Source organism: Phycicoccus sp. Root101 (assembly GCF_001426245.1).
Lineage (GTDB): Bacteria > Actinomycetota > Actinomycetes > Actinomycetales > Dermatophilaceae > Pedococcus.
This window is the reverse complement of sequence record NZ_LMCM01000009.1, coordinates 1-18,857: the sequence shown is the minus strand read 5'-3', so window position 1 is coordinate 18,857 and position 18,857 is coordinate 1. Positions and strand designations below refer to the sequence as shown.

Sequence of the window (18,857 nt, the reverse complement as noted above, 5' to 3'; positions counted from 1 at the left end):
CGCCCCTAGACTCGGTGGGCCCGACCCGGGCGCCGAGCCGTGCGCGCCCACGGGTGGAGAGCCCCCGAGGCTGCGCCGACAGAGGAAGTGGCATGTCAGGACCCAACAAGCAGTACGACCCGGTCGAGGTCGCAGCGCTCGACCCTGCGGTGATCGACCAGGCCGTCGCCGACGCCGTGGCAGCGATCGCGGCAGCCGACTCGCTCGACGCGCTCAAGGCGGCCCGCCTCGCGCACCAGGGGGAGAAGAGCCCTCTGGCGCTGGCGAACCGTGAGATCGGTGCCCTGCCGCCGAGCGCCAAGGCCGAGGCCGGAAAGCGCGTCGGGCAGGCGCGTGGGCGTGTCGGCCAGGCGCTCACGGCCCGGCAGGCCGAGCTCGAGGGCGAGCGCGACGAGCGGATCCTCGTCGAGGAGACCATGGACCTCACGGTCCGCGCACCGCGGCGCCCGCTGGGGGCCCGCCACCCGATCAGCCTCGTGTCCGAGCGGATCGAGGACATCTTCGTGGCCATGGGCTGGGAGATCGCCGAGGGTCCCGAGGTCGAGTCCGAGTGGCTGAACTTCGACGCCCTCAACCTGTCGCCGGACCACCCCGCCCGTGGTGAGGCCGACACGTTCTTCGTCGCGCCGGCCGGCAGCGGCCTGGTGCTGCGCACGCACACCTCTCCGGTGCAGATCCGCACGATGCTCGACCGCGAGCCGCCCATCTACGTCCTCTGCCCGGGCAAGGTGTTCCGCACCGACGACCTCGACGCGACCCACACGCCGGTGTTCCACCAGTTCGAGGGCCTGGTCGTCGACGAGGGCATCACGATGGCCCACCTCAAGGGCGCGCTCGACGCGTTCGTGCAGCGACTGTTCGGTGACGGCATCGTCACGCGGCTGCGCCCCAACTACTTCCCCTTCACCGAGCCCAGCGCCGAGATCGACTGCCAGTGCTGGGTCTGCGGCGGCCAGGACCCGTCCTGCCGCACGTGTGGCGGCACCGGCTGGATCGAGCTCGGCGGCTGCGGCATGGTCAACCAGCGGGTGCTGCGGGCCGCCGGCGTCGACCCCGAGCGCTACTCCGGGTTCGCCTTCGGCCTCGGCATCGAGCGGTCGCTGATGCTGCGCCACGGCGTGGGGGACATGCACGACATCGTCGAGGGAGACGTCCGTTTCTCCCGCCAGTTCGGAATGGAGATCTGATGCACGCGCCCGTGTCCTGGCTTCGTGAGCTGGCCGACGTGCCCGCCGACGCCACCGGTGCCGACATCGCCGCCGCCCTCGTCCGCGTGGGGCTCGAGGAGGAGGGACTGAGCGGTGGCGACATCAAGGGCCCCATCGTCGTCGGCCGCGTCCTGACCGTCGAGCCCGAGCCGCAGAAGAACGGCAAGACGATCAACTGGTGCACCGTCGACGTCGGGGAGCACGGCCAGCGGGTGACCGAGGGCAAGGCCCAGGAGATCGTCTGCGGGGCGCACAACTTCGGTCCCGGCGACCTCGTGGTCTGCGTCCTCCCGGGTGGGGTGCTGCCCGGCGGTTTCGAGATCTCGGCGCGCAAGACCTACGGCCACGTCTCCAACGGCATGATCTGCTCGGCCCGCGAGCTCGGGCTCGGCGACGACCACGACGGCATCATCGTCCTGTCGACGCTCCTGGGCGCCGAAGCCGCCGCCGCGCTCACGCCCGGTGACGACGCCATCGAGCTGCTCGGGCTGGCCGACGAGGTCGTCGAGGTCAACGTCACCCCGGACCGCGGCTACTGCTTCTCGCTGCGGGGCATCGCCCGCGAGTACGCCCTGTCGACCGGTGGTGTGTTCCGTGACCCGGCCCACCTCGACGTCGCAGCAGCCAACGACGACGGGTATGCCGTGAACGTCACCGACGGGTCGCCGATCGACGGCGTCCCCGGGTGCGACCGGTACGTCGCGCGCATCGTGCGCGGTGTCGACACCACGGCCGCCACGCCGCAGTGGATGAGCAAGCGCCTCACCCAGCTCGGCATGCGGCCCATCTCGCTGGCTGTCGACGTCACCAACTACGTGATGATGCTGCTCGGCCAGCCGTTGCACGCCTTCGACCTGTCGACCCTGTCCGGTGGGGTCGGCACGCGCCGGGCCCGGCCGGGCGAGAAGCTCACCACGCTGGACGACGTCGCCCGGGCGCTGGACCCCCAGGACCTGCTCATCGTCGACGGCGACGACCGACCGCTGGCGATCGCCGGCGTCATGGGTGGCGAGTCGTCCGAGGTGACGGCCGCGACGACCGACGTGCTCATCGAGGCAGCGCACTTCGACCCGATCTCGGTGGCCCGGTCCTCGCGACGGCACAAGCTCACCACCGAGGCGTCCAAGCGGTTCGAGCGCGGGGTCGACCCGGCGGTGGCCGCTGCCGCCGCCCAGCTCGCCGTCGACCTGCTCGTCACCCACGGTGGTGGCACGGCGGACCCCGGTGTCACGGACGTGGACCAGCGCTCGTCGCGCGGCCCCATCACCTTCGACACGACGCTGCCCACCCGCTACGTCGGGCTCGACTACCCCCAGGACGAGGTCGTCGGCACGCTGCGTGCCATCGGCTGCGACGTCACCGACGAGGGCGTCGCCGAGGGTGGTGTCGTCGTCGCGGTGCTGCCGCCGACCTGGCGCCCCGACCTGACCGACGGGCCGGACCTGGTGGAGGAGGTCGCGCGCGTCCGCGGGTACGACCAGATCCCGTCCGTCCTGCCGACCCCCAGGGCCGGGCACGGACTGACCCACGGCCAACGGGTTCGCCGGGTCGTGGCCAACACGCTCGCGCAGCAGGGGCTCGTGGAGGTGCTGACCTACCCGTTCGTGGCTCCCGGCCTCTTCGACGCCCTGGGCTACGCGCCCCAGGACGTCCGGCGCCGCGCCGAGTCGCTCGTCAACCCGCTGTCCGACGAGCTGCCGCTGCTGCGCACCTCGGTGCTCGACACGTTGCTGGAGGCGTTGCGGCGCAACGTCGCCCGCGGTCAGCGCGATGTCGCGGTCTACGAGCTCGGACTGGTGACCATCGGTCGTGACGAGCCGTCGAAGGCGCCCGTCCCCGGCATCGAGGTCAAGCCGGACGACGAGACGCTGGCACGGATCCGCGCTGCCGTGCCGGACCAGCCACGGCACGTCGCCATGGCGGCCGCCGGCGACGTCGAGCGGGGCGGCCCGTGGGGCCCCGGCCGCAAGGTGGATGCCTCCGACGCGGTCGCCTGGGCGCTGTCCCTGGGGACGGCCCTCGGCCTCGACCTGGTCGTCACCGCCACCGAGCGTGCGCCCTGGCACCCCGGCCGGGTGGCAGGCATCACGCTCCAGGACGGCACGGTCGTCGGGTACGCCGGCGAGCTGCACCCGAAGGTCACCTCCGCCCTCGACCTCCCGGCACGCACCGTGGCCGCCGAGCTCGACGTGGACGTGCTCGTGGCCGCCACCGGGGTCCCGCTGCAGGCGACCGAGCTGTCGACCTACCCGCCGGCCCACACCGACGTGGCGCTGGTCGTCGCAGAGGACGTGCCTGCGGCTCACGTCGAGGCGGCGCTGCGGTCGGGCGCCGGCGACCGGCTCGAGTCCGTGCAGCTGTTCGACATCTACCGTGGGGAGCAGGTGGGCGACGGTCACAAGTCCCTGGCCTACCGGCTCACCTTCCGGGCCGCCGAGCGCACCCTGACCACCGACGAGGTCAGCGCCCTGCGCGATGCCGCCGTCGCTGCAGCCACGGAGCGCACCGGCGCGGTGCAGCGGTGATCGTGGCCGCGATGTCGAGCGCCCCGGTCGTCGTCGTCACCGGCGCGTCCCGGGGGATCGGCCGACACCTCGCCGACGCCTTCGAGCAGGCCGGGTATGCCGTGGAGCGGGGCTCCAGCGCCGTCGCGGACGTGACGGACCGGGTGGCCGTCGAGCGGTGGGTGGGCGAGGTGCTGGGCCGTCATGGCCGGATCGACGTGCTCGTCAACAACGCCGGCGTCATCGACACCGAGGTGCCGATCCACGAGGCGGACCCCGAGGAGTGGTGGCGCACCATGGAGGTCAACGTCCGCGGGCCGTTCCTCGTGACCCACGCCGTCCTGCCGCACATGGTGGCCGCAGGCTCTGGCCGGGTGATCAACGTCAACAGCGGTGCCGGGGTGCGTCCGGGCGCCGTGGCGTCGGCCTACAACGCCAGCAAGACGGCCCTGGCCAGGCTGACCGGTTCCACGGACCTCGCCGGGCGTGACCACGGCGTCTTCGCCTTCGACCTGGCCCCCGGGGTCGTGCGCACCGACATGACCGAGGCGATGGTGGCGCACGTGAGCCGGACCGAGTGGACCGACCCGGGCGAGGTCTCCGCCCTGGCCCTGGCCCTCGCGGCCGGGGAGCACGACGTGTGGTCGGGCCGCATGGTCCGGGCCGGGGTGGACACCCCGGCGTCGCTGCGCGACCGGGCCGCGGGTGGGCTGGATGCTGCGGACCGCACGATCACGCTCGTGCCGTGGGGGGACGACGACCCGCTGGGTTGAGACCCGGCACGGCACCCGCACGGAGGGTGTCCGGACAGCGAGCACGACTGCATGAACTCTCATAGGGGTGTATGTTCATGCACATGCAGCGCGTGGCAGTCGCCGGAGCCAGTGGCTACGCCGGGGGAGAGATCCTCCGGCTCCTGCTGGCGCACCCCGACGTGGAGATCGGCGCGGTCACGGCCGCCTCGAGCGCCGGGCAGCTGCTCGGGGCCGTCCACCCGCACCTCACGCCGCTCGCCGGCCGCGTGATCGAGGAGACCACGCCCGAGACGCTCGCCGGCCACGACGTCGTCCTGCTCGCCCTTCCGCACGGGCACTCCGGTGCCCTGGCATCCCAGCTCGCGGACGACGTCGTCGTCATCGACTGTGGCGCCGACTTCCGGCTGGCGAGCTCCGCGGCCTGGGAGGCGTTCTACGACACCCCGTACGCCGGCGCCTGGGCGTACGGCCTCCCCGAGCTGCCGGTGGGTCACGGCGAGCAGCAGCGCGCGGTCCTCGCGGGGGAGCAGCACGTCGCCGTGCCCGGGTGCTACCCGACGGCGGTGTCCCTGGCCCTCGCGCCAGGCTACGCGGGCGGCGTCCTCGCCCCGCAGGACGTCGTCGTGGTCGCCGCGTCGGGCACGTCCGGCGCCGGGAAGTCCCTCAAGCCCCACCTGCTGGGCGCCGAGGTCATGGGTGCCATGTCGCCATACGGAGTCGGCGGCACGCACCGCCACACCCCGGAGATCGAGCAGAACCTCACCCGCGCCGCGGGTGAACCCGTCACCGTCTCGTTCACCCCCACGCTGGCTCCGATGCCCCGCGGGATCCTCGCGACGTGCACGGCGCCGCTCGCCGAGGGCGTCGACCCCGCGAGCGTCCGGTCCGTGTGGGAGGAGGCGTATGCCGCGGAGCCGTTCGTGCACGTGCTGCCCCAGGGGTCCTGGCCGTCGACGGGCAGCGTCCTCGGGAGCAACAGCGTCCACCTGCAGGTCGTCGTCGACGAGCGCGTCGGCCGCGTGGTCGTCGTCGCGGCGATCGACAACCTCACCAAGGGGACCGCCGGCGCAGCGGTCCAGTGCCTGAACCTCGCCCTCGGCCTCCCGGAGACGACCGGCCTCCCCGCAGCGGGGGTGGCACCGTGAGCCTGCCCCTGCACCTCATGCGCCACGACCAGGCCGTCGCCTTCGTCCGGCTGCCCGCCGGCGAGGAGCCGTCGTGGGACTGGCGGACCGGCCCGTTGGCGTCGATCACGTACACCGACAGCGAGACCTCGATCGTCTCGGCGTTCGACACGCTCCCCGACGGGGTCCAGAAGGAAGGACCGCTCACGGCGTTCGAGATCGCCGGGCCCCTCGACTTCACCATGGTCGGCGTCCTCGCCGGCCTGCTGGAACCCCTGGCACGCAAGAAGATCAGCATCCTCGCGCTCTCGACCTACGACACCGACTGGATCCTCGTGGACAGCGACCGTGCCGACGACGCGATGGACACCTGGCGCCGCGGTGGGCACACCGTCGCGCCGGCCAAGCTCTCCGGAGGCCTCTCGTGAGCACCACCACCCCAGCCGGGTTCCGCGCTGCCGGCGTCGCCGCCGGGCTGAAGAGTACGGGTGCACCGGACCTGGCGCTCGTCGTCAACGACGGGCCCGACCACCACGCCGCAGCCGTCTTCACGAGCAACCGGGTGGAGGCCGCCCCGGTGACGTGGTCGCGACAGGTCCTCACCGACGGTCGCGTCGATGCCGTCGTCCTCAACTCGGGCGGGGCGAACGCCTGCACCGGGGCCCAGGGCTTCGCCGACACGCATGCCACCGCGGAGAAGGTCGCCGACGTCCTGGGTGTCTCGGCGGGGGACGTGGTCGTCTGCTCGACCGGGCTCATCGGTGAGCTCCTCCCGATGGACAAGGTGCTCGGGGGCGTGGACGCCGCCGCGGCCGCCCTGCACGCCGACGGCGGCGAGGATGCGGCCGTGGCCATCAAGACCACGGACACCGTGCACAAGCAGGCCGTCGCGCAGCGGGACGGGTGGAGCGTCGGCGGGATGGCCAAGGGCGCGGGCATGCTCGCCCCGGCCCTGGCCACGATGCTGGTCGTCGTGACCACGGACGCCGTCGTCACCGGCGGGGAGCTGGACGCGGTGCTGCGGGCGGCGACGGCTGCGACGTTCGACCGGATCGACTCCGACGGCTGCCAGTCGACCAACGACACCGTGGTGCTGCTCGCGTCCGGTGCGTCGGGCGTCACCCCCGGCGCCGACGAGCTCACGACCGCGGTCACGGAGGTCTGCGCCGGCCTGGCCCGGCAGCTCATCGCCGATGCCGAGGGTGCCCACCACGACATCGCCATCGAGGTGCGGGCGGCCGCGAGCGAGGCGGACGCGCTCGAGGTGGCCCGCTCGATCGCTCGCAACAACCTCTTCAAGTGCGCCGTCTTCGGCAACGACCCCAACTGGGGGCGGGTGCTGGCAGCCGTCGGCACGACCCGGGCGGCCTTCGACCCCCACCAGCTCGACGTCGCGATGAACTCCGTCCAGGTGTGCCGGGCCGGCGGGGTGGGGGAGGACCGCTCCCTGGTCGACCTCACGGCACGCGAGGTGCACGTCCTCGTCGACCTCCACGCCGGCGACGCGACGGCGACGGTCTGGACCAACGACCTCACCCACGACTACGTCCACGAGAACTCGGCCTACTCGAGCTGAAGGCAGCCCAGACCCCATGACCGACACCACCACCCCGGCCACCACCGCCCCGACACCGAACGGGGCCACGACCACGAGCACGGTCCGCGGCCACATCGGGAAGGCCGCCCTGCGCGTGGCGCGGGGCAAGGCCCAGACGCTCGTCGAGGCCCTGCCGTGGCTCGAGCGTTTCCGCGGGTCGCTGGTCGTCGTCAAGTACGGCGGCAACGCCATGGTCGACGACGAGCTCAAGGCGGCGTTCGCCCAGGACGTCGCGTTCCTGCGCTACGCCGGCCTGCGTCCCGTGGTCGTCCACGGCGGCGGCCCCCAGATCGCCCAGATGCTCGGGCGCCTCGGCCTCGAGAGCGAGTTCCGCGGTGGCCTGCGTGTCACGACCCCCGAGGTGATGGACGTCGTCCGCATGGTGCTCACGGGTCAGGTGGGCCGTGAGCTGGTCGGCCTGCTCAACCAGCACGGCCCCGTGGCCGTCGGTCTCTCGGGCGAGGACGCAGGCCTGTTCGGCGCCCGTCGCCGAGGCACGGAGGTCGACGGCGAGGAGGTCGACCTCGGGCTCGTCGGCGACGTCGTCACGGTGAACCCCGGCGCGGTGCAGGACATCCTCGACGCCGGGCGGATCCCGGTGGTCTCGACGGTGGCGCCGGACCTCGACGTCGAGGGCCAGGTCCTCAACATCAACGCCGACACCGCTGCCGCTGCGCTGGCGGTCGCCCTCGGCGCCCACAAGCTCGTCATGCTCACCGATGTCGAGGGGGTGTACGCCGACTGGCCGGACCGCGACTCGCTCCTGTCGTCGCTGTCGGTCAGCGGAGCCCGTGAGCTCCTCGGTCGTGTCGACGCCGGCATGATCCCCAAGCTCGAGGCCTGCGTCCGCGCCGTCGACAACGGGGTCCCGCAGGCCCACGTCATCGACGGACGCCAGCCGCACTCGTTGCTGCTCGAGGTGTTCACCTCCGAGGGGATCGGCACCATGGTCGTCCCCGACTCCGCGGCGCCGGCGGCTGCCTCCGCCGGAACCTCCACCGCCACGACGGAAGGCGACGCCTGATGGCCACCCGCAACGACGAGCTGCTCGACCGGTACGAGCACGCCGTCCTGGGCGTCTTCGGGCGTCCGCCCCTGGTCCTCTCCCACGGCGACGGCTGCTGGGTCTGGGACGTCGACGGCAAGCGCTACCTCGACCTCGTCGGCGGCATCGCGGTCAACTCCCTGGGCCACGGCCACCCGGCGCTGGTCGCGGCGATCAGCAAGCAGGCCGGCGAGGCGATCCACGTCTCCAACCTGTTCACCTCGCCCGGCCAGATCGCGCTGGCGGAGCGGATCCTCGGCATCGCCGACGCCCCGGCAGGGTCCGCGGTCTTCTTCGCGAACTCCGGCGCGGAGGCGATCGAGGCGGCCATCAAGCTCAGCCGGCGCACCGGCCGCAGCGGCATCGTGGCCGCGGAGGGCGCCTTCCACGGGCGCACCACCGGCGCCCTCGCCCTGACCCACAAGGCCGTCTACCGCGAGCCGTTCGCCCCGCTCATGCCCGGCATCAGCCACGTGCCGTACGGCGACGAGGCAGCCCTGCGCGCGGCCGTGGGACCCGACACGGGAGCACTGGTCCTCGAAGCGGTCCAGGGCGAGGCGGGCGTCATCGAGGCGGACGCGACCTACCTTCGGCTTGCCCGCGAGCTCACCACCGAGCACGGTGCCCTGCTCGTTGTCGACGAGATCCAGACCGGCATCGGGCGGACGGGCACGTGGTTCGCGTTCCAGCAGGCCGGGATCGTCCCGGACGCGATCACGCTGGCCAAGGGGCTCGGCGGCGGGGTGCCGATCGGCGCCCTGGTGACCTTCGGGTCCGACGTGTCCGGCCTCCTCACGGTGGGGCAGCACGGGTCGACGTTCGGCGGGAACCCGCTGGCCGCGGCTGCCGGGCTCGCCGTCATCGACACGATCGAGGAGCAGGGCCTGCTCGCGCACGCGACGGCAGCGGGCCAGCACCTCGCGGACGCCGTTGCAGCACTGCAGCATCCGCTCGTCACCGGGGTGCGGGGGAAGGGTCTGCTCCGGGCGATCACCCTGGCCGAACCCGTGGCGGCGCACGTCGCGGCCGCCGCCCGGGACGCAGGGTTCATCGTCAACCCGGTGGCCCCCGACGCGCTTCGGCTCGCACCACCGCTCGTCGTGACCACCGACCAGCTGGACCTGTTCGTGGCAGCCCTCCCCGGTCTGCTCGACGCAGCCCTCGACGCCACCCGTGCCGCCGCGCCGGCCGCCACCACGAAGGACGCCCGATGACCCGCCACTTCCTGCGTGACGACGACCTCACCGCCGACGAGCAGGCGCTGGTCCTGCAGCGGGCGCTGGAGCTCAAGGCCGCGCCATACTCCCGCACCCCGCTGGCGGGGCCGCGCATCGTCTCCGTCGTCTTCGACAAGCCCACGCTCCGCACCCAGGTGTCGTTCGCGGGGGCGATCAGCGGCCTCGGCGGCCACCCCATGGTCGTCGACGGGAACCTCGCCCAGATCGGCACCCGCGAGTCCATCGCCGACGTCGCGCGCATCCTCGGTCCGCAGTCGGCCGCCATCGTCTGGCGGACGCATGGCCAGGAGCGGATCGAGGAGATGGCGCGGTACGCCGGGGTGCCCGTGGTCAACGCCCTCACCGACGAGTTCCACCCGTGCCAGATCCTCGCGGACCTCCTGACCGTGCTGGAGCACAAGGGATCCCTGCGCGGCCTGTCCTTCGCCTACGTCGGTGACGGGGCGAACAACATGGCGCACTCCTACCTCCTCGGCTGCGCCCTGGCGGGCATGCACGTGCGCATCGGCACGCCCGCGAGCCACCAGCCCGACGCCGCGATCCTCGCTCGCGCGCAGGAGATCGCGGCCGAGCAGGGTGGCTCGGTCGTCGTCACCGGCGAGGCGTCGGAGGCCGTCGCCGGGGCCGACGTCGTCGTCACCGACACCTGGGTGTCGATGGGCATGGAGGAGGAGAAGGGCGACCGCCAGGGAGCGCAGAGCCCGTTCGTGCCGTTCGCCGTGACCGAGTCGCTCATGGGCGGGGCGGCCGCGGATGCCGTCTTCCTGCACTGCCTCCCGGCCTACCGTGGGTACGAGGTCGAGGCCGCCGTCATCGACGGCCCGCAGTCGCTCGTCTGGGACGAGGCGGAGAACCGGCTGCACGCCCAGAAGGCGCTGCTGTCCTTCCTCCTGGAGGACGCATGACGATCGCCGCGACCCGCACCGGGCGCCAGCGCCGGATCGTCGAGCTGCTCGGACGGCACGAGGTGCGTTCGCAGGGCGACCTCCTCACGCTGCTGGCCCAGGACGGCATCGAGGTCACCCAGGCCACGCTCTCCCGGGACCTCCTCGAGATCGGCGCCGTCAAGGTCCGCGCCGGCCGCTCCCTCGTGTATGCCGTGCCGGGGGAGGGCGGGGACCGCACCGCCCGCCCCGCCGCTGACGGGACGGCCCTCACCGCTCGGCTCCGGCGGGTGTGCGAGGAGCTGCTCGTCACCGCCGAGCCGTCCCACAACCTCGTCGTGCTGCGGACCCCGCCCGGAGCGGCGAACTTCCTCGCCTCCGCCATCGACCACGCGAACCTGGCAGGGGTCCTCGGCACCATCGCGGGCGACGACACCATCATGATCATCACGACCGGCCCGGCCGCCAGCCGCCGTACGGCGGGCGACCTGCTGGCCCTCGCCGGCACGACCGACTGACGTGGGCCCGGCCGTGCCCCGAGCACGACCGCACCTCACCGCGGACCCGACCGCAGACCCGACCGCAGACCGCACCGCAGACCCGACCGCAGACCCGACCGCAGACCCGACCGCACGCCCTACCCAGGAGCACCTGTGAGCCCCGACAGCCCGACCCCCACCGCCGAGCCCGACCAGCCGCAGACGGGCAAGGTCAGCCTCTGGGGTGGTCGCTTCGCCGGTGGTCCCGCCGACGCCCTGGCGGCGCTGAGCAAGTCGACCCACTTCGACTGGCGCCTCGCGCCCTACGACCTCGCCGGCTCCCGCGCCCACGCCCGGGTGCTGCACACCGCCGGCCTGCTCGACGACGCCACCCTCGAGGCGATGCTCGCCGGGCTGGCCCAGCTGGCCGCCGACGTCGAGTCCGGGGCGTTCGCACCCGCCGAGGACGACGAGGACGTGCACACCGCCCTCGAGCGCGGGCTCATCGAGCGCGCCGGAGCGGACGTGGGTGGGCGCCTGCGCGCCGGCCGTTCGCGCAACGACCAGGTCGCCACGCTGTTCCGCATGTACCTGCGCGACCACGCGCGCTCGGTCGCGGCGCTGGTCCTCGACGTCGTCGACGCCCTCGTCTCTCAGGCGTCCCGCCATGCCGAGGTCGCCATGCCCGGCCGGACCCACCTCCAGCACGCCCAGCCCGTCCTGCTCGCCCACCACCTCCTCGCGCACGCCTGGGCGCTGCTGCGCGACGTCCAGCGGCTGCAGGACTGGGACGTGCGGGCGGCGGTGTCGCCGTACGGCTCCGGGGCCCTGGCCGGCTCGTCGCTCGGTCTCGATCCGGAGGCGGTGGCGGCCGACCTCGGGTTCACGTCCGCGGTCGAGAACTCCATCGACGGCACCGCGTCGCGGGACTTCGTCGCCGAGATGGCGTTCGTCGCAGCGATGACCGCGGTGGACATCTCGCGGCTGGCCGAGGAGGTCGTCCTCTGGGCGACCAAGGAGTTCTCCTTCGTGGCGCTGGACGACGCCTACTCGACGGGGTCGAGCATCATGCCGCAGAAGAAGAACCCCGACGTGGCCGAGCTGGCCCGGGGCAAGGCCGGTCGGCTGGTCGGCGACCTCGCCGGGTTGATGACCACCCTCAAGGCGCTGCCGCTGGCCTACAACCGCGACCTGCAGGAGGACAAGGAGCCGGTGTTCGACGCGGTCGACACGCTCGAGGTCCTCCTGCCTGCGTTCAGCGGCATGGTGGAGACGATGGAGTTCAACACCGAACGACTGGCCTCCCTTGCGCCGCAGGGCTTCTCGCTGGCCACCGACATCGCGGAGTGGCTCGTGCGGGAGGGGGTGGCCTTCCGGATCGCCCACGAGGTGGCCGGTGCCTGCGTGCGCGTGTGCGAGGGGCGCGGGATCGAGCTGTGGGACCTCACCGACGCCGACCTCGCAGCCATCTCGCCGCACCTCACCCCGGGCGTCCGGGACGTCCTGAGCGTCGAGGGGTCCCTGGCCTCGCGCAGCGCCAAGGGCGGCACGGCGCCCGTACGGGTCGCCGAGCAGCTGACCCGCGTCCAGCAGCAGGCCGCCGCGGCCCGCACGTGGGCCGGCACCCCCATCACGGTGCGCTGACGCCCCACCCCGCTCGGGGCGCTCCACGGCCGTCCGCGAGCCGGGTCACGCACGAGGACGAAACACGTTCGGCGCAGTCCCACGATTTCGGGCGCCCTTCGCGCTAGGTTCGGTGACGTGGGTCACAGGCGACCCGCCTCGACCTTCGCGACAAGGACGGTGCCATGGGTGTCAGCGACGACCTCACTGCGGCTGCGGGTCACGTGGCCGGACTGCGACGGGCGGTGACCGCGCTCTCCAAGGAGCTCGGCAACACCCTCGACGTCCAACGACTGCGCGACGACGTGGTTCGGCTGGCCGACGACGTCGACCTGCTGGCCCGCGGCGCCGGGGTGGGGTCGCAGGACCGTGCCGGTGGACCCGGCGAGATCGTCTTCATCACCGACGAGGAGTACGACCCCGCGTTGTGGTCGGACGCCGAGGACGAGGGCGTCGGCCCGTCCCGGGGCCACTGACGTGTCGAACGCCCCCTTCGGCGGAGGCGTCCACGCTCCCGGTCGGGCCCGCGTGGCCGAGCGCACGCTGCGCGAGGACCGGTGGTGGCTCCAGCCGCTCGTCACGTTCGTCTGCTTCACCGCGTGGCTGCTCTACGGCCTGGTGCGGGCGAGCCTGCAGAAGGACTACTTCGTCGCCGACTACGGCTACCTCACCCCGTTCTACTCCCCGTGCCTGTCGACCTCGTGCGTGCCGGGCTCGACCCACTTCGGCACGCCGTTCGGCCCGTGGCCGGCGCTCATCCCGTTCGCGGCCCTGACGCTGCCGTTCCTGCTGCTGTTCCGGTTGACCTGCTACTACTACCGCAAGGCCTACTACCGCTCGTTCTGGATGAGCCCGCCGGCGTGCGCCGTGCCCGAGGCGCACCGCTCCTACTCGGGCGAGACCCGCTTCCCCCTCATCATGCAGAACCTGCACCGCTACTTCTTCTACGCTGCCGTGCTCATCAGCCTGATCAACACGTATGACGTGCTGCACGCCTTCCGGGGCAAGGACGGCGGCTTCGGGCTGGGCCTGGGCACGTTGATCCTGCTCGCCAACGTGGTGCTGCTCTGGTGCTACACGCTCGGCTGCCACTCGTGCCGCAACATCGTCGGCGGCCGGCTCAACCACTTCAGCAAGCACCCGTTGCGCTACAAGGCCTGGGGGCTCGTGGGCAAGCTCAACGCCCGCCACATGACGTTCGCCTGGGTGACGCTCGGCAGCCTCGTCGTCACCGACGCCTACATCGCCCTGGTCTCCTCGGGGACCCTCTCCGACCTGCGCCTCATCAACTAGGAGCCTGCGTGACCGACGTCGAACCCCTCGAACGGCACGACTACGACGTCATCGTCATCGGTGCCGGTGGTGCCGGCCTGCGTGCGGCGATCGAGGCGCGGGAGCAGGGCCTGCGGGTCGCGGTCATCTGCAAGAGCCTCTTCGGCAAGGCGCACACCGTCATGGCCGAGGGTGGCATCGCGGCCTCGATGGGCAACGCGAACGAGAAGGACAGCTGGCAGGTCCACTTCCGCGACACCCTGCGGGGCGGCAAGTTCCTCAACAACCCGCGGATGGCCGAGCTGCACGCGAAGGAGGCCCCCCAGCGCGTGTGGGAGCTGGAGACGTATGGCGCGCTGTTCGACCGCACGCCCGACGGCCGGATCAGCCAGCGCAACTTCGGCGGCCACGAGTACCCGCGCCTCGCCCACGTCGGCGACCGCACCGGCCTGGAGCTGATCCGCACCCTCCAGCAGAAGATCGTCAGCCTCCAGCAGGACGACCACCGCGAGACCGGCGACTACGAGTCACGGTTGCGGGTGTTCGCCGAGCTCACCGTCACGGACGTCCTCAAGGACGCGTCGGGGGCCGTCTCGGGGGCCTTCGGCTACTGGCGGGAGACGGGCAGCTTCGTGGTGTTCTCGGCACCGGCGATCATCCTGGCGACCGGCGGCATCGGGAAGTCGTTCAAGGTCACCAGCAACTCGTGGGAGTACACCGGCGACGGACACGCCCTGGCCCTGCGCGCGGGTGCGGCCCTGGTCAACATGGAGTTCATCCAGTTCCACCCGACCGGCATGGTCTGGCCCCCGTCCGTCAAGGGAATCCTCGTCACCGAGTCGGTGCGCGGCGACGGGGGAGTGCTGCGCAACTCCGAGGGCAAGCGCTTCATGTTCGACTACGTCCCCGACGTCTTCCGTGGGCAGTACGCCGACACGGAGGAGGAGGCGGACCGCTGGTACAAGGACCCGGAGAACAACAAGCGGCCACCCGAGCTGCTGCCGCGCGACGAGGTCGCGCGCGCGATCAACAGCGAGGTGAAGGAGGGGCGGGGATCGCCGCACGGCGGGGTGTTCCTCGACGTGTCGACCCGGCTCCCCGCGGAGGAGATCACCCGCAGGCTCCCGTCGATGCACCACCAGTTCAAGGAGCTCGCCGACGTCGACATCACGGCCGAGCCGATGGAGGTCGGGCCGACCTGCCACTACGTCATGGGTGGCGTCGAGGTCGACGCCGACACGGCGGCCACGGCCGTGCCCGGTCTGTACGCCGCCGGCGAGGTGGCGGGCGGCATGCACGGCTCGAACCGGCTCGGTGGCAACAGCCTGTCCGACCTCCTCGTGTTCGGTCGGCGGGCGGGAGCTGGAGCGTCGGAATACGTTGCGGCTCTGGGGGATTCCCGCCCCACGGTGAGCGAGGCGGACGTCCGGGCATCGGTGCAGACAGCGCTGGCGCCCTTCCGGGAGGCTTCGGAGAACCCCTACACCCTGCACAGCGAGATGCAGCAGAAGATGAACGACCTCGTCGGCATCATCCGGCGCGAGGGTGAGGTCCGCGAGGCGCTCGGGATGCTCGACGAGATGGACGAGCGGGTGAAGAGCGTCGGGGTGCAGGGGAAACGTCCCTTCAACCCCGGGTGGCACCTCGCCCTGGACCTGCGCAACATGCTGGCGGTGTGCCGCTGCGTCGCCCTGGCCGCGCTCGAGCGCACCGAGTCCCGCGGCGGTCACACCCGCGAGGACTTCCCGAAGATGGACCCCCAGTGGCGAGGGGTCAACCTCATCTGCACGCTGGACGACGCGGGGGACGTGGCCCTGAAGAACCAGCCGGTGCCAGAGATCCGCCAGGACCTGCTCGAGCTGTTCGAACGCAGCGAGCTGGCCAAGTACCTCACCGACGCGGAGCTGGCCCGCCGCGACGGACCGCCGGCATCACAGCCGGGGGCAGCGCAGGGGCCCGACGACGGGAGCGGGGCATGAGCTACGACGCGAAGTTCAGGGTCTGGCGCGGGGACGCCGATGGTGGCGACCTGCAGGACTACACCGTCGAGGTCAACGAGGGCGAGGTCGTCCTCGACATCATCCACCGCCTCCAGGCGACGCAGACCCCGGACCTGGCCGTCCGGTGGAACTGCAAGGCCGGCAAGTGCGGATCGTGCAGCGCCGAGATCAACGGCCGCCCGCGACTGCTGTGCATGACCAGGATGAGCACCTTCGAGGAGGACCAGACCATCACGGTGACGCCGCTGCGGACCTTCCCCGTGCAGCGCGACCTCGTCACCGACGTCTCGTTCAACTACCAGAAGGCGCGCGAGGTCCAGGCGTTCTCGCCACCCGAGGGTCTGCAGCCGGGCGAGTACCGCATGCAGCAGGTCGATGTGGAGCGCAGCCAGGAGTTTCGCAAGTGCATCGAGTGCTTCCTGTGCCAGGACGTCTGCCACGTGGTGCGCGACCACGAGGACAACAAGCAGGCCTTCGCCGGGCCGCGGTTCCTCATGCGGGTCGCCGAGCTCGACATGCACCCGCTCGACAGTGCCGACCGGCGGCCGGCGGCACGCGAGGAGCACGGCCTCGGCTACTGCAACATCACCAAGTGCTGCACCGAGGTCTGCCCCGAACACATCAAGATCACCGACAACGCGCTCATCCCGCTCAAGGAGCGTGTCGTCGACCGTCACTACGATCCCGTGGTGTGGCTGGGCAACAAGATCCGTCGGCGCAAGGACTGAGTCCCGTCCGGCTCGGGCGCCGCCTCTCACGGTCCTTCTTCGCGCGTGACGTCCTCACCGTCGCCCCGTCCCTGCTCGGTGCCACGATCAGCCATGCCGGCGTGACGGTGCGGCTCACCGAGGTGGAGGCGTATGCCGGGGAGTCCGACCCCGGGTCGCACGCCTTCCGGGGTCCCACCCCGCGGACGGCCGTGATGTTCGGGCAGGCGGGCCACCTCTACGTCTACTTCACGTACGGGATGCACTGGTGCGCCAACATCGTGTGCGGCGACGACGGCGCGGCGAGTGCCGTGCTGCTGCGGGCCGGCGAGGTGGTGGAGGGGGAGGACGTGGCCGCGCTGCGACGGCACGGGATCCGCCGTCGCGACTGGGCCCGCGGACCGGCGCGGCTCGCGACGACGCTGGCCCTCGACGGTGCCCAGACGGGCCTCGATGCCTGTGCCGCCGGGACGGGAGTGGTCCTCCGTGCGCCCGGCACCCCCACCGACCCAGCGCTCGTACGGACGGGGCCACGGGTCGGGGTGGCCGGAGCCGGGGGCGACGGCGACGCGCACCCGTGGCGGTTCTGGCTCGCGGACGAACCGAGCGTCTCGGTGTACCGACCGGCACCGAATCGACCAACCACGTCCCGTGCACGCCATACCGGGTCATAGGGCAGGCTGTGCTCGTGCCTGCGGTTCCGCGGCACGACCCACCAGACAAGGAGAACCCACACCGTGAGCGACATCTTCGACGAGCTGCAGTGGCGAGGACTGGTGGCGCAGACCACCGACGAGTCCGCGCTGCGCCAGGCACTCGCCGACGGGCCGATCACGGCGTATTGCGGTTTCGACCCGACGGCTCCGTCGCTGCACTTCGGCAACCTCGTGCAGCTGATCGTCATGCGACACCTGCAACGGGCCGGGCACCGGATCATCTGTCTCGTGGGGGGATCGACGGGACTGATCGGCGACCCACGGCCGTCGTCCGAGCGGATCCTCAAGACCAAGGAGCAGACGGCCGAGTGGGTCGCCGGCATCCAGGAGCAGGTCCGTCCCTTCCTCGACTTCGAGGGGGACAACGCGGCGGTGATGGTCAACAACCTCGACTGGACGGCCCCGCTGTCCGCGCTGGACTTCCTGCGCGACATCGGCAAGCACTTCAGGGTCAACCAGATGATCAAGAAGGACGCCGTCGCGGCACGGCTGAACAGCGACGAGGGGATCTCGTACACCGAGTTCAGCTACCAGATCCTCCAGGGGCTGGACTACCTGCAGCTCTACCGGGACTTCGGCTGCACGCTCCAGACCGGCGGCCAGGACCAGTGGGGCAACCTCACCGCCGGGTCCGACCTCATCCACCGGGTGGAGGGGAAGTCGGTGCACCTGCTGACCACCCCGCTGATCACCGATGCCGCGGGGACCAAGTTCGGCAAGAGCGAGGGCAACGCCATCTGGCTCAACAGCGAGATGACCAGCCCGTGGGCCTTCTACCAGTACTGGATCAACGTCGAGGACGCCTCGGTGGTCAAGCTGCTCAAGGTCTTCACCGACCGAGGGCCCGATGAGATCGCGCGCCTCGAGCAGTCGCTGGCGGAGAAGCCGTTCCTGCGGGAGTGCCAGAAGGCGCTGGCCGCTGACGTCACCACGCTCGTCCACGGAGCCGCAGCCACGGCAGCGGTGCAGGCGGCATCGGAGGCGCTGTTCGGGAAGGGCGACCTGACAGGGCTGGACGCTCGCACCCTGCGCGACGCCACCGGGGAGCTGCCGGGGGGTGAGGTCTCCGTCGGCATGTCGGTGACCGATGCCCTCGTCGCCGTCGGGCTGGTCGACTCCCGCAACGCGGCTCGCCGGGTCATCGGGGACGGGGGAGCCTCGCTGAACAACGTCAAGCTCTCCGACCCCGAGCAGGTCCTGGGGGAGGACGACTTCCTGCACGGCGAGGTGGCCCTGTTGCGCCGAGGTCGCAAGTCCCTGGCCGCGGGACGACGCGGAGCCTGAGCGCCCCGGATCCCGCCGTGGGAGACCTGCAGGGCGCTGACCTGCGGATTTGTCTTCTGCGGCGGGATCCGTCTAATGTTCTCGACGTCAGCCCGACAGGGAGGAACGGACACCACCGCGGTCACCACCGCGAAGAAGGCCGGTCCCGGGGCTGAACCCCACATGCAGTACAGTTCGACTCCGGCGCGATTCGTTGCGCCGAACAGAGAAGGACGTGGGGGCTTTCCACCACGGTTTTCCCGCCGCGAAGCGGATTTGGGGAAACGACGCAGGAAAGCATACGATTGACAGGTTGCCCCAGAGGCTTCGCCACACGGCGAACTGATGGTGTGCGTCCGATCCTTGAGAACTCAACAGCGTGTCAAAAATCGATGCCAATTACCTCGTCTCTGGGGTGCCGGCTGCATGGACCGTTTGGTTT

17 protein-coding genes are annotated in these 18,857 nt (G+C 71.7%); all 17 read left to right on the top strand.

The genetic code is table 11. The annotated features are described in order from the left end of the window. Positions 1 to 92: 92 nt before the first annotated feature. The 17 genes from pheS (at position 93) to tyrS (ending at position 18,436) form a co-directional block, all read left to right on the top strand. Positions 93 to 1,187: a phenylalanine--tRNA ligase subunit alpha gene (gene pheS, locus ASC58_RS14840; RefSeq protein WP_056919862.1), complete on the top strand. Its 1,095-nt coding sequence runs from the start codon at positions 93 to 95 to the stop codon at positions 1,185 to 1,187. Further along, entirely contained in the window at positions 1,187 to 3,733 is a 2,547-nt protein-coding gene (gene pheT / locus ASC58_RS14835) for a phenylalanine--tRNA ligase subunit beta (RefSeq protein WP_056919861.1), read from the top strand. The genes pheS and pheT overlap by 1 nt, the downstream gene beginning before the upstream one ends. 11 nt (positions 3,734 to 3,744) lie before the next feature. Then, the gene (locus tag ASC58_RS14830) at positions 3,745 to 4,485 is read left to right on the top strand and encodes an SDR family oxidoreductase (protein ID WP_056920101.1); all 741 of its coding nucleotides are present in this window, start codon (positions 3,745 to 3,747) and stop codon (positions 4,483 to 4,485) included. 83 nt (positions 4,486 to 4,568) lie between these two features. Further along, on the top strand, positions 4,569 to 5,612 hold the full coding sequence (gene argC, locus ASC58_RS14825) for an N-acetyl-gamma-glutamyl-phosphate reductase (RefSeq protein ID WP_056917854.1): 1,044 nt from the start codon (positions 4,569 to 4,571) through the stop codon (positions 5,610 to 5,612). After that, the gene (locus ASC58_RS14820; protein WP_235529260.1) at positions 5,609 to 6,019 is read left to right on the top strand and encodes an ACT domain-containing protein; all 411 of its coding nucleotides are present in this window, start codon (positions 5,609 to 5,611) and stop codon (positions 6,017 to 6,019) included. Before argC ends, ASC58_RS14820 begins: the two co-directional genes overlap by 4 nt. Continuing rightward, positions 6,016 to 7,167, top strand: a complete 1,152-nt coding sequence (gene argJ / locus ASC58_RS14815) for a bifunctional glutamate N-acetyltransferase/amino-acid acetyltransferase ArgJ (RefSeq protein ID WP_056919860.1) — start codon at positions 6,016 to 6,018, stop codon at positions 7,165 to 7,167. Before ASC58_RS14820 ends, argJ begins: the two co-directional genes overlap by 4 nt. A gap of 16 nt (positions 7,168 to 7,183) precedes the next feature. After that, positions 7,184 to 8,212, top strand: coding sequence for an acetylglutamate kinase (gene argB, locus ASC58_RS14810; RefSeq protein WP_082553351.1), 1,029 nt, complete (start codon positions 7,184 to 7,186; stop codon positions 8,210 to 8,212). Then, positions 8,212 to 9,447 carry an acetylornithine transaminase gene (locus ASC58_RS14805; RefSeq protein WP_056917506.1) on the top strand — a complete coding sequence of 412 codons (1,236 nt, stop codon included), beginning with the start codon at positions 8,212 to 8,214 and terminating at the stop codon, positions 9,445 to 9,447. The genes argB and ASC58_RS14805 overlap by 1 nt, the downstream gene beginning before the upstream one ends. Next, a complete protein-coding gene (argF, locus tag ASC58_RS14800) occupies positions 9,444 to 10,376 on the top strand; it encodes an ornithine carbamoyltransferase (protein ID WP_056917505.1) in 933 nt (310 codons plus the stop codon). Before ASC58_RS14805 ends, argF begins: the two co-directional genes overlap by 4 nt. Beyond that, positions 10,373 to 10,873: an arginine repressor gene (locus ASC58_RS14795; RefSeq protein WP_056919859.1), complete on the top strand. Its 501-nt coding sequence runs from the start codon at positions 10,373 to 10,375 to the stop codon at positions 10,871 to 10,873. The genes argF and ASC58_RS14795 overlap by 4 nt, the downstream gene beginning before the upstream one ends. Positions 10,874 to 11,008: 135 nt before the next feature. Next, positions 11,009 to 12,478, top strand: coding sequence for an argininosuccinate lyase (argH, locus tag ASC58_RS14790; protein ID WP_056919858.1), 1,470 nt, complete (start codon positions 11,009 to 11,011; stop codon positions 12,476 to 12,478). Between the two features lie 164 nt (positions 12,479 to 12,642). Then, a complete protein-coding gene (locus ASC58_RS14785; RefSeq protein WP_056917502.1) occupies positions 12,643 to 12,933 on the top strand; it encodes a hypothetical protein in 291 nt (96 codons plus the stop codon). Position 12,934: 1 nt separating this feature from the next. Continuing rightward, a complete protein-coding gene (locus tag ASC58_RS14780) occupies positions 12,935 to 13,750 on the top strand; it encodes a hypothetical protein (RefSeq protein ID WP_056919857.1) in 816 nt (271 codons plus the stop codon). An 8-nt stretch (positions 13,751 to 13,758) separates the two neighbouring features. Next, positions 13,759 to 15,708 (top strand): fumarate reductase/succinate dehydrogenase flavoprotein subunit, encoded by a 1,950-nt coding sequence (locus ASC58_RS14775; protein WP_082553350.1) that lies wholly within the window; start codon positions 13,759 to 13,761, stop codon positions 15,706 to 15,708. After that, positions 15,705 to 16,457, top strand: a complete 753-nt coding sequence (locus ASC58_RS14770; RefSeq protein ID WP_056919856.1) for a succinate dehydrogenase/fumarate reductase iron-sulfur subunit — start codon at positions 15,705 to 15,707, stop codon at positions 16,455 to 16,457. The genes ASC58_RS14775 and ASC58_RS14770 overlap by 4 nt, the downstream gene beginning before the upstream one ends. Further along, positions 16,421 to 17,110 (top strand): DNA-3-methyladenine glycosylase, encoded by a 690-nt coding sequence (locus tag ASC58_RS14765; protein WP_235529259.1) that lies wholly within the window; start codon positions 16,421 to 16,423, stop codon positions 17,108 to 17,110. Before ASC58_RS14770 ends, ASC58_RS14765 begins: the two co-directional genes overlap by 37 nt. 63 nt (positions 17,111 to 17,173) lie before the next feature. Continuing rightward, positions 17,174 to 18,436, top strand: a complete 1,263-nt coding sequence (gene tyrS, locus ASC58_RS14760; RefSeq protein ID WP_056917499.1) for a tyrosine--tRNA ligase — start codon at positions 17,174 to 17,176, stop codon at positions 18,434 to 18,436. Positions 18,437 to 18,857 lie beyond the last annotated feature (421 nt).

Excerpts from the sequence above, each read along its gene's own strand:
- pheS (WP_056919862.1), top strand. The coding sequence starts at position 93 with ATGTCAGGACCCAACAAGCAGTACGACCCGGTCGAGGTCGCAGCGCTC.
- pheT (WP_056919861.1), top strand. The coding sequence starts at position 1,187 with ATGCACGCGCCCGTGTCCTGGCTTCGTGAGCTGGCCGACGTGCCCGCC.
- ASC58_RS14830 (WP_056920101.1), top strand. The coding sequence starts at position 3,745 with ATGTCGAGCGCCCCGGTCGTCGTCGTCACCGGCGCGTCCCGGGGGATC.
- argC (WP_056917854.1), top strand. The coding sequence starts at position 4,569 with ATGCAGCGCGTGGCAGTCGCCGGAGCCAGTGGCTACGCCGGGGGAGAG.
- argB (WP_082553351.1), top strand. The coding sequence starts at position 7,184 with ATGACCGACACCACCACCCCGGCCACCACCGCCCCGACACCGAACGGG.
- ASC58_RS14805 (WP_056917506.1), top strand. The coding sequence starts at position 8,212 with ATGGCCACCCGCAACGACGAGCTGCTCGACCGGTACGAGCACGCCGTC.
- argF (WP_056917505.1), top strand. The coding sequence starts at position 9,444 with ATGACCCGCCACTTCCTGCGTGACGACGACCTCACCGCCGACGAGCAG.
- ASC58_RS14795 (WP_056919859.1), top strand. The coding sequence starts at position 10,373 with ATGACGATCGCCGCGACCCGCACCGGGCGCCAGCGCCGGATCGTCGAG.
- ASC58_RS14785 (WP_056917502.1), top strand. The coding sequence starts at position 12,643 with ATGGGTGTCAGCGACGACCTCACTGCGGCTGCGGGTCACGTGGCCGGA.
- ASC58_RS14770 (WP_056919856.1), top strand. The coding sequence starts at position 15,705 with ATGAGCTACGACGCGAAGTTCAGGGTCTGGCGCGGGGACGCCGATGGT.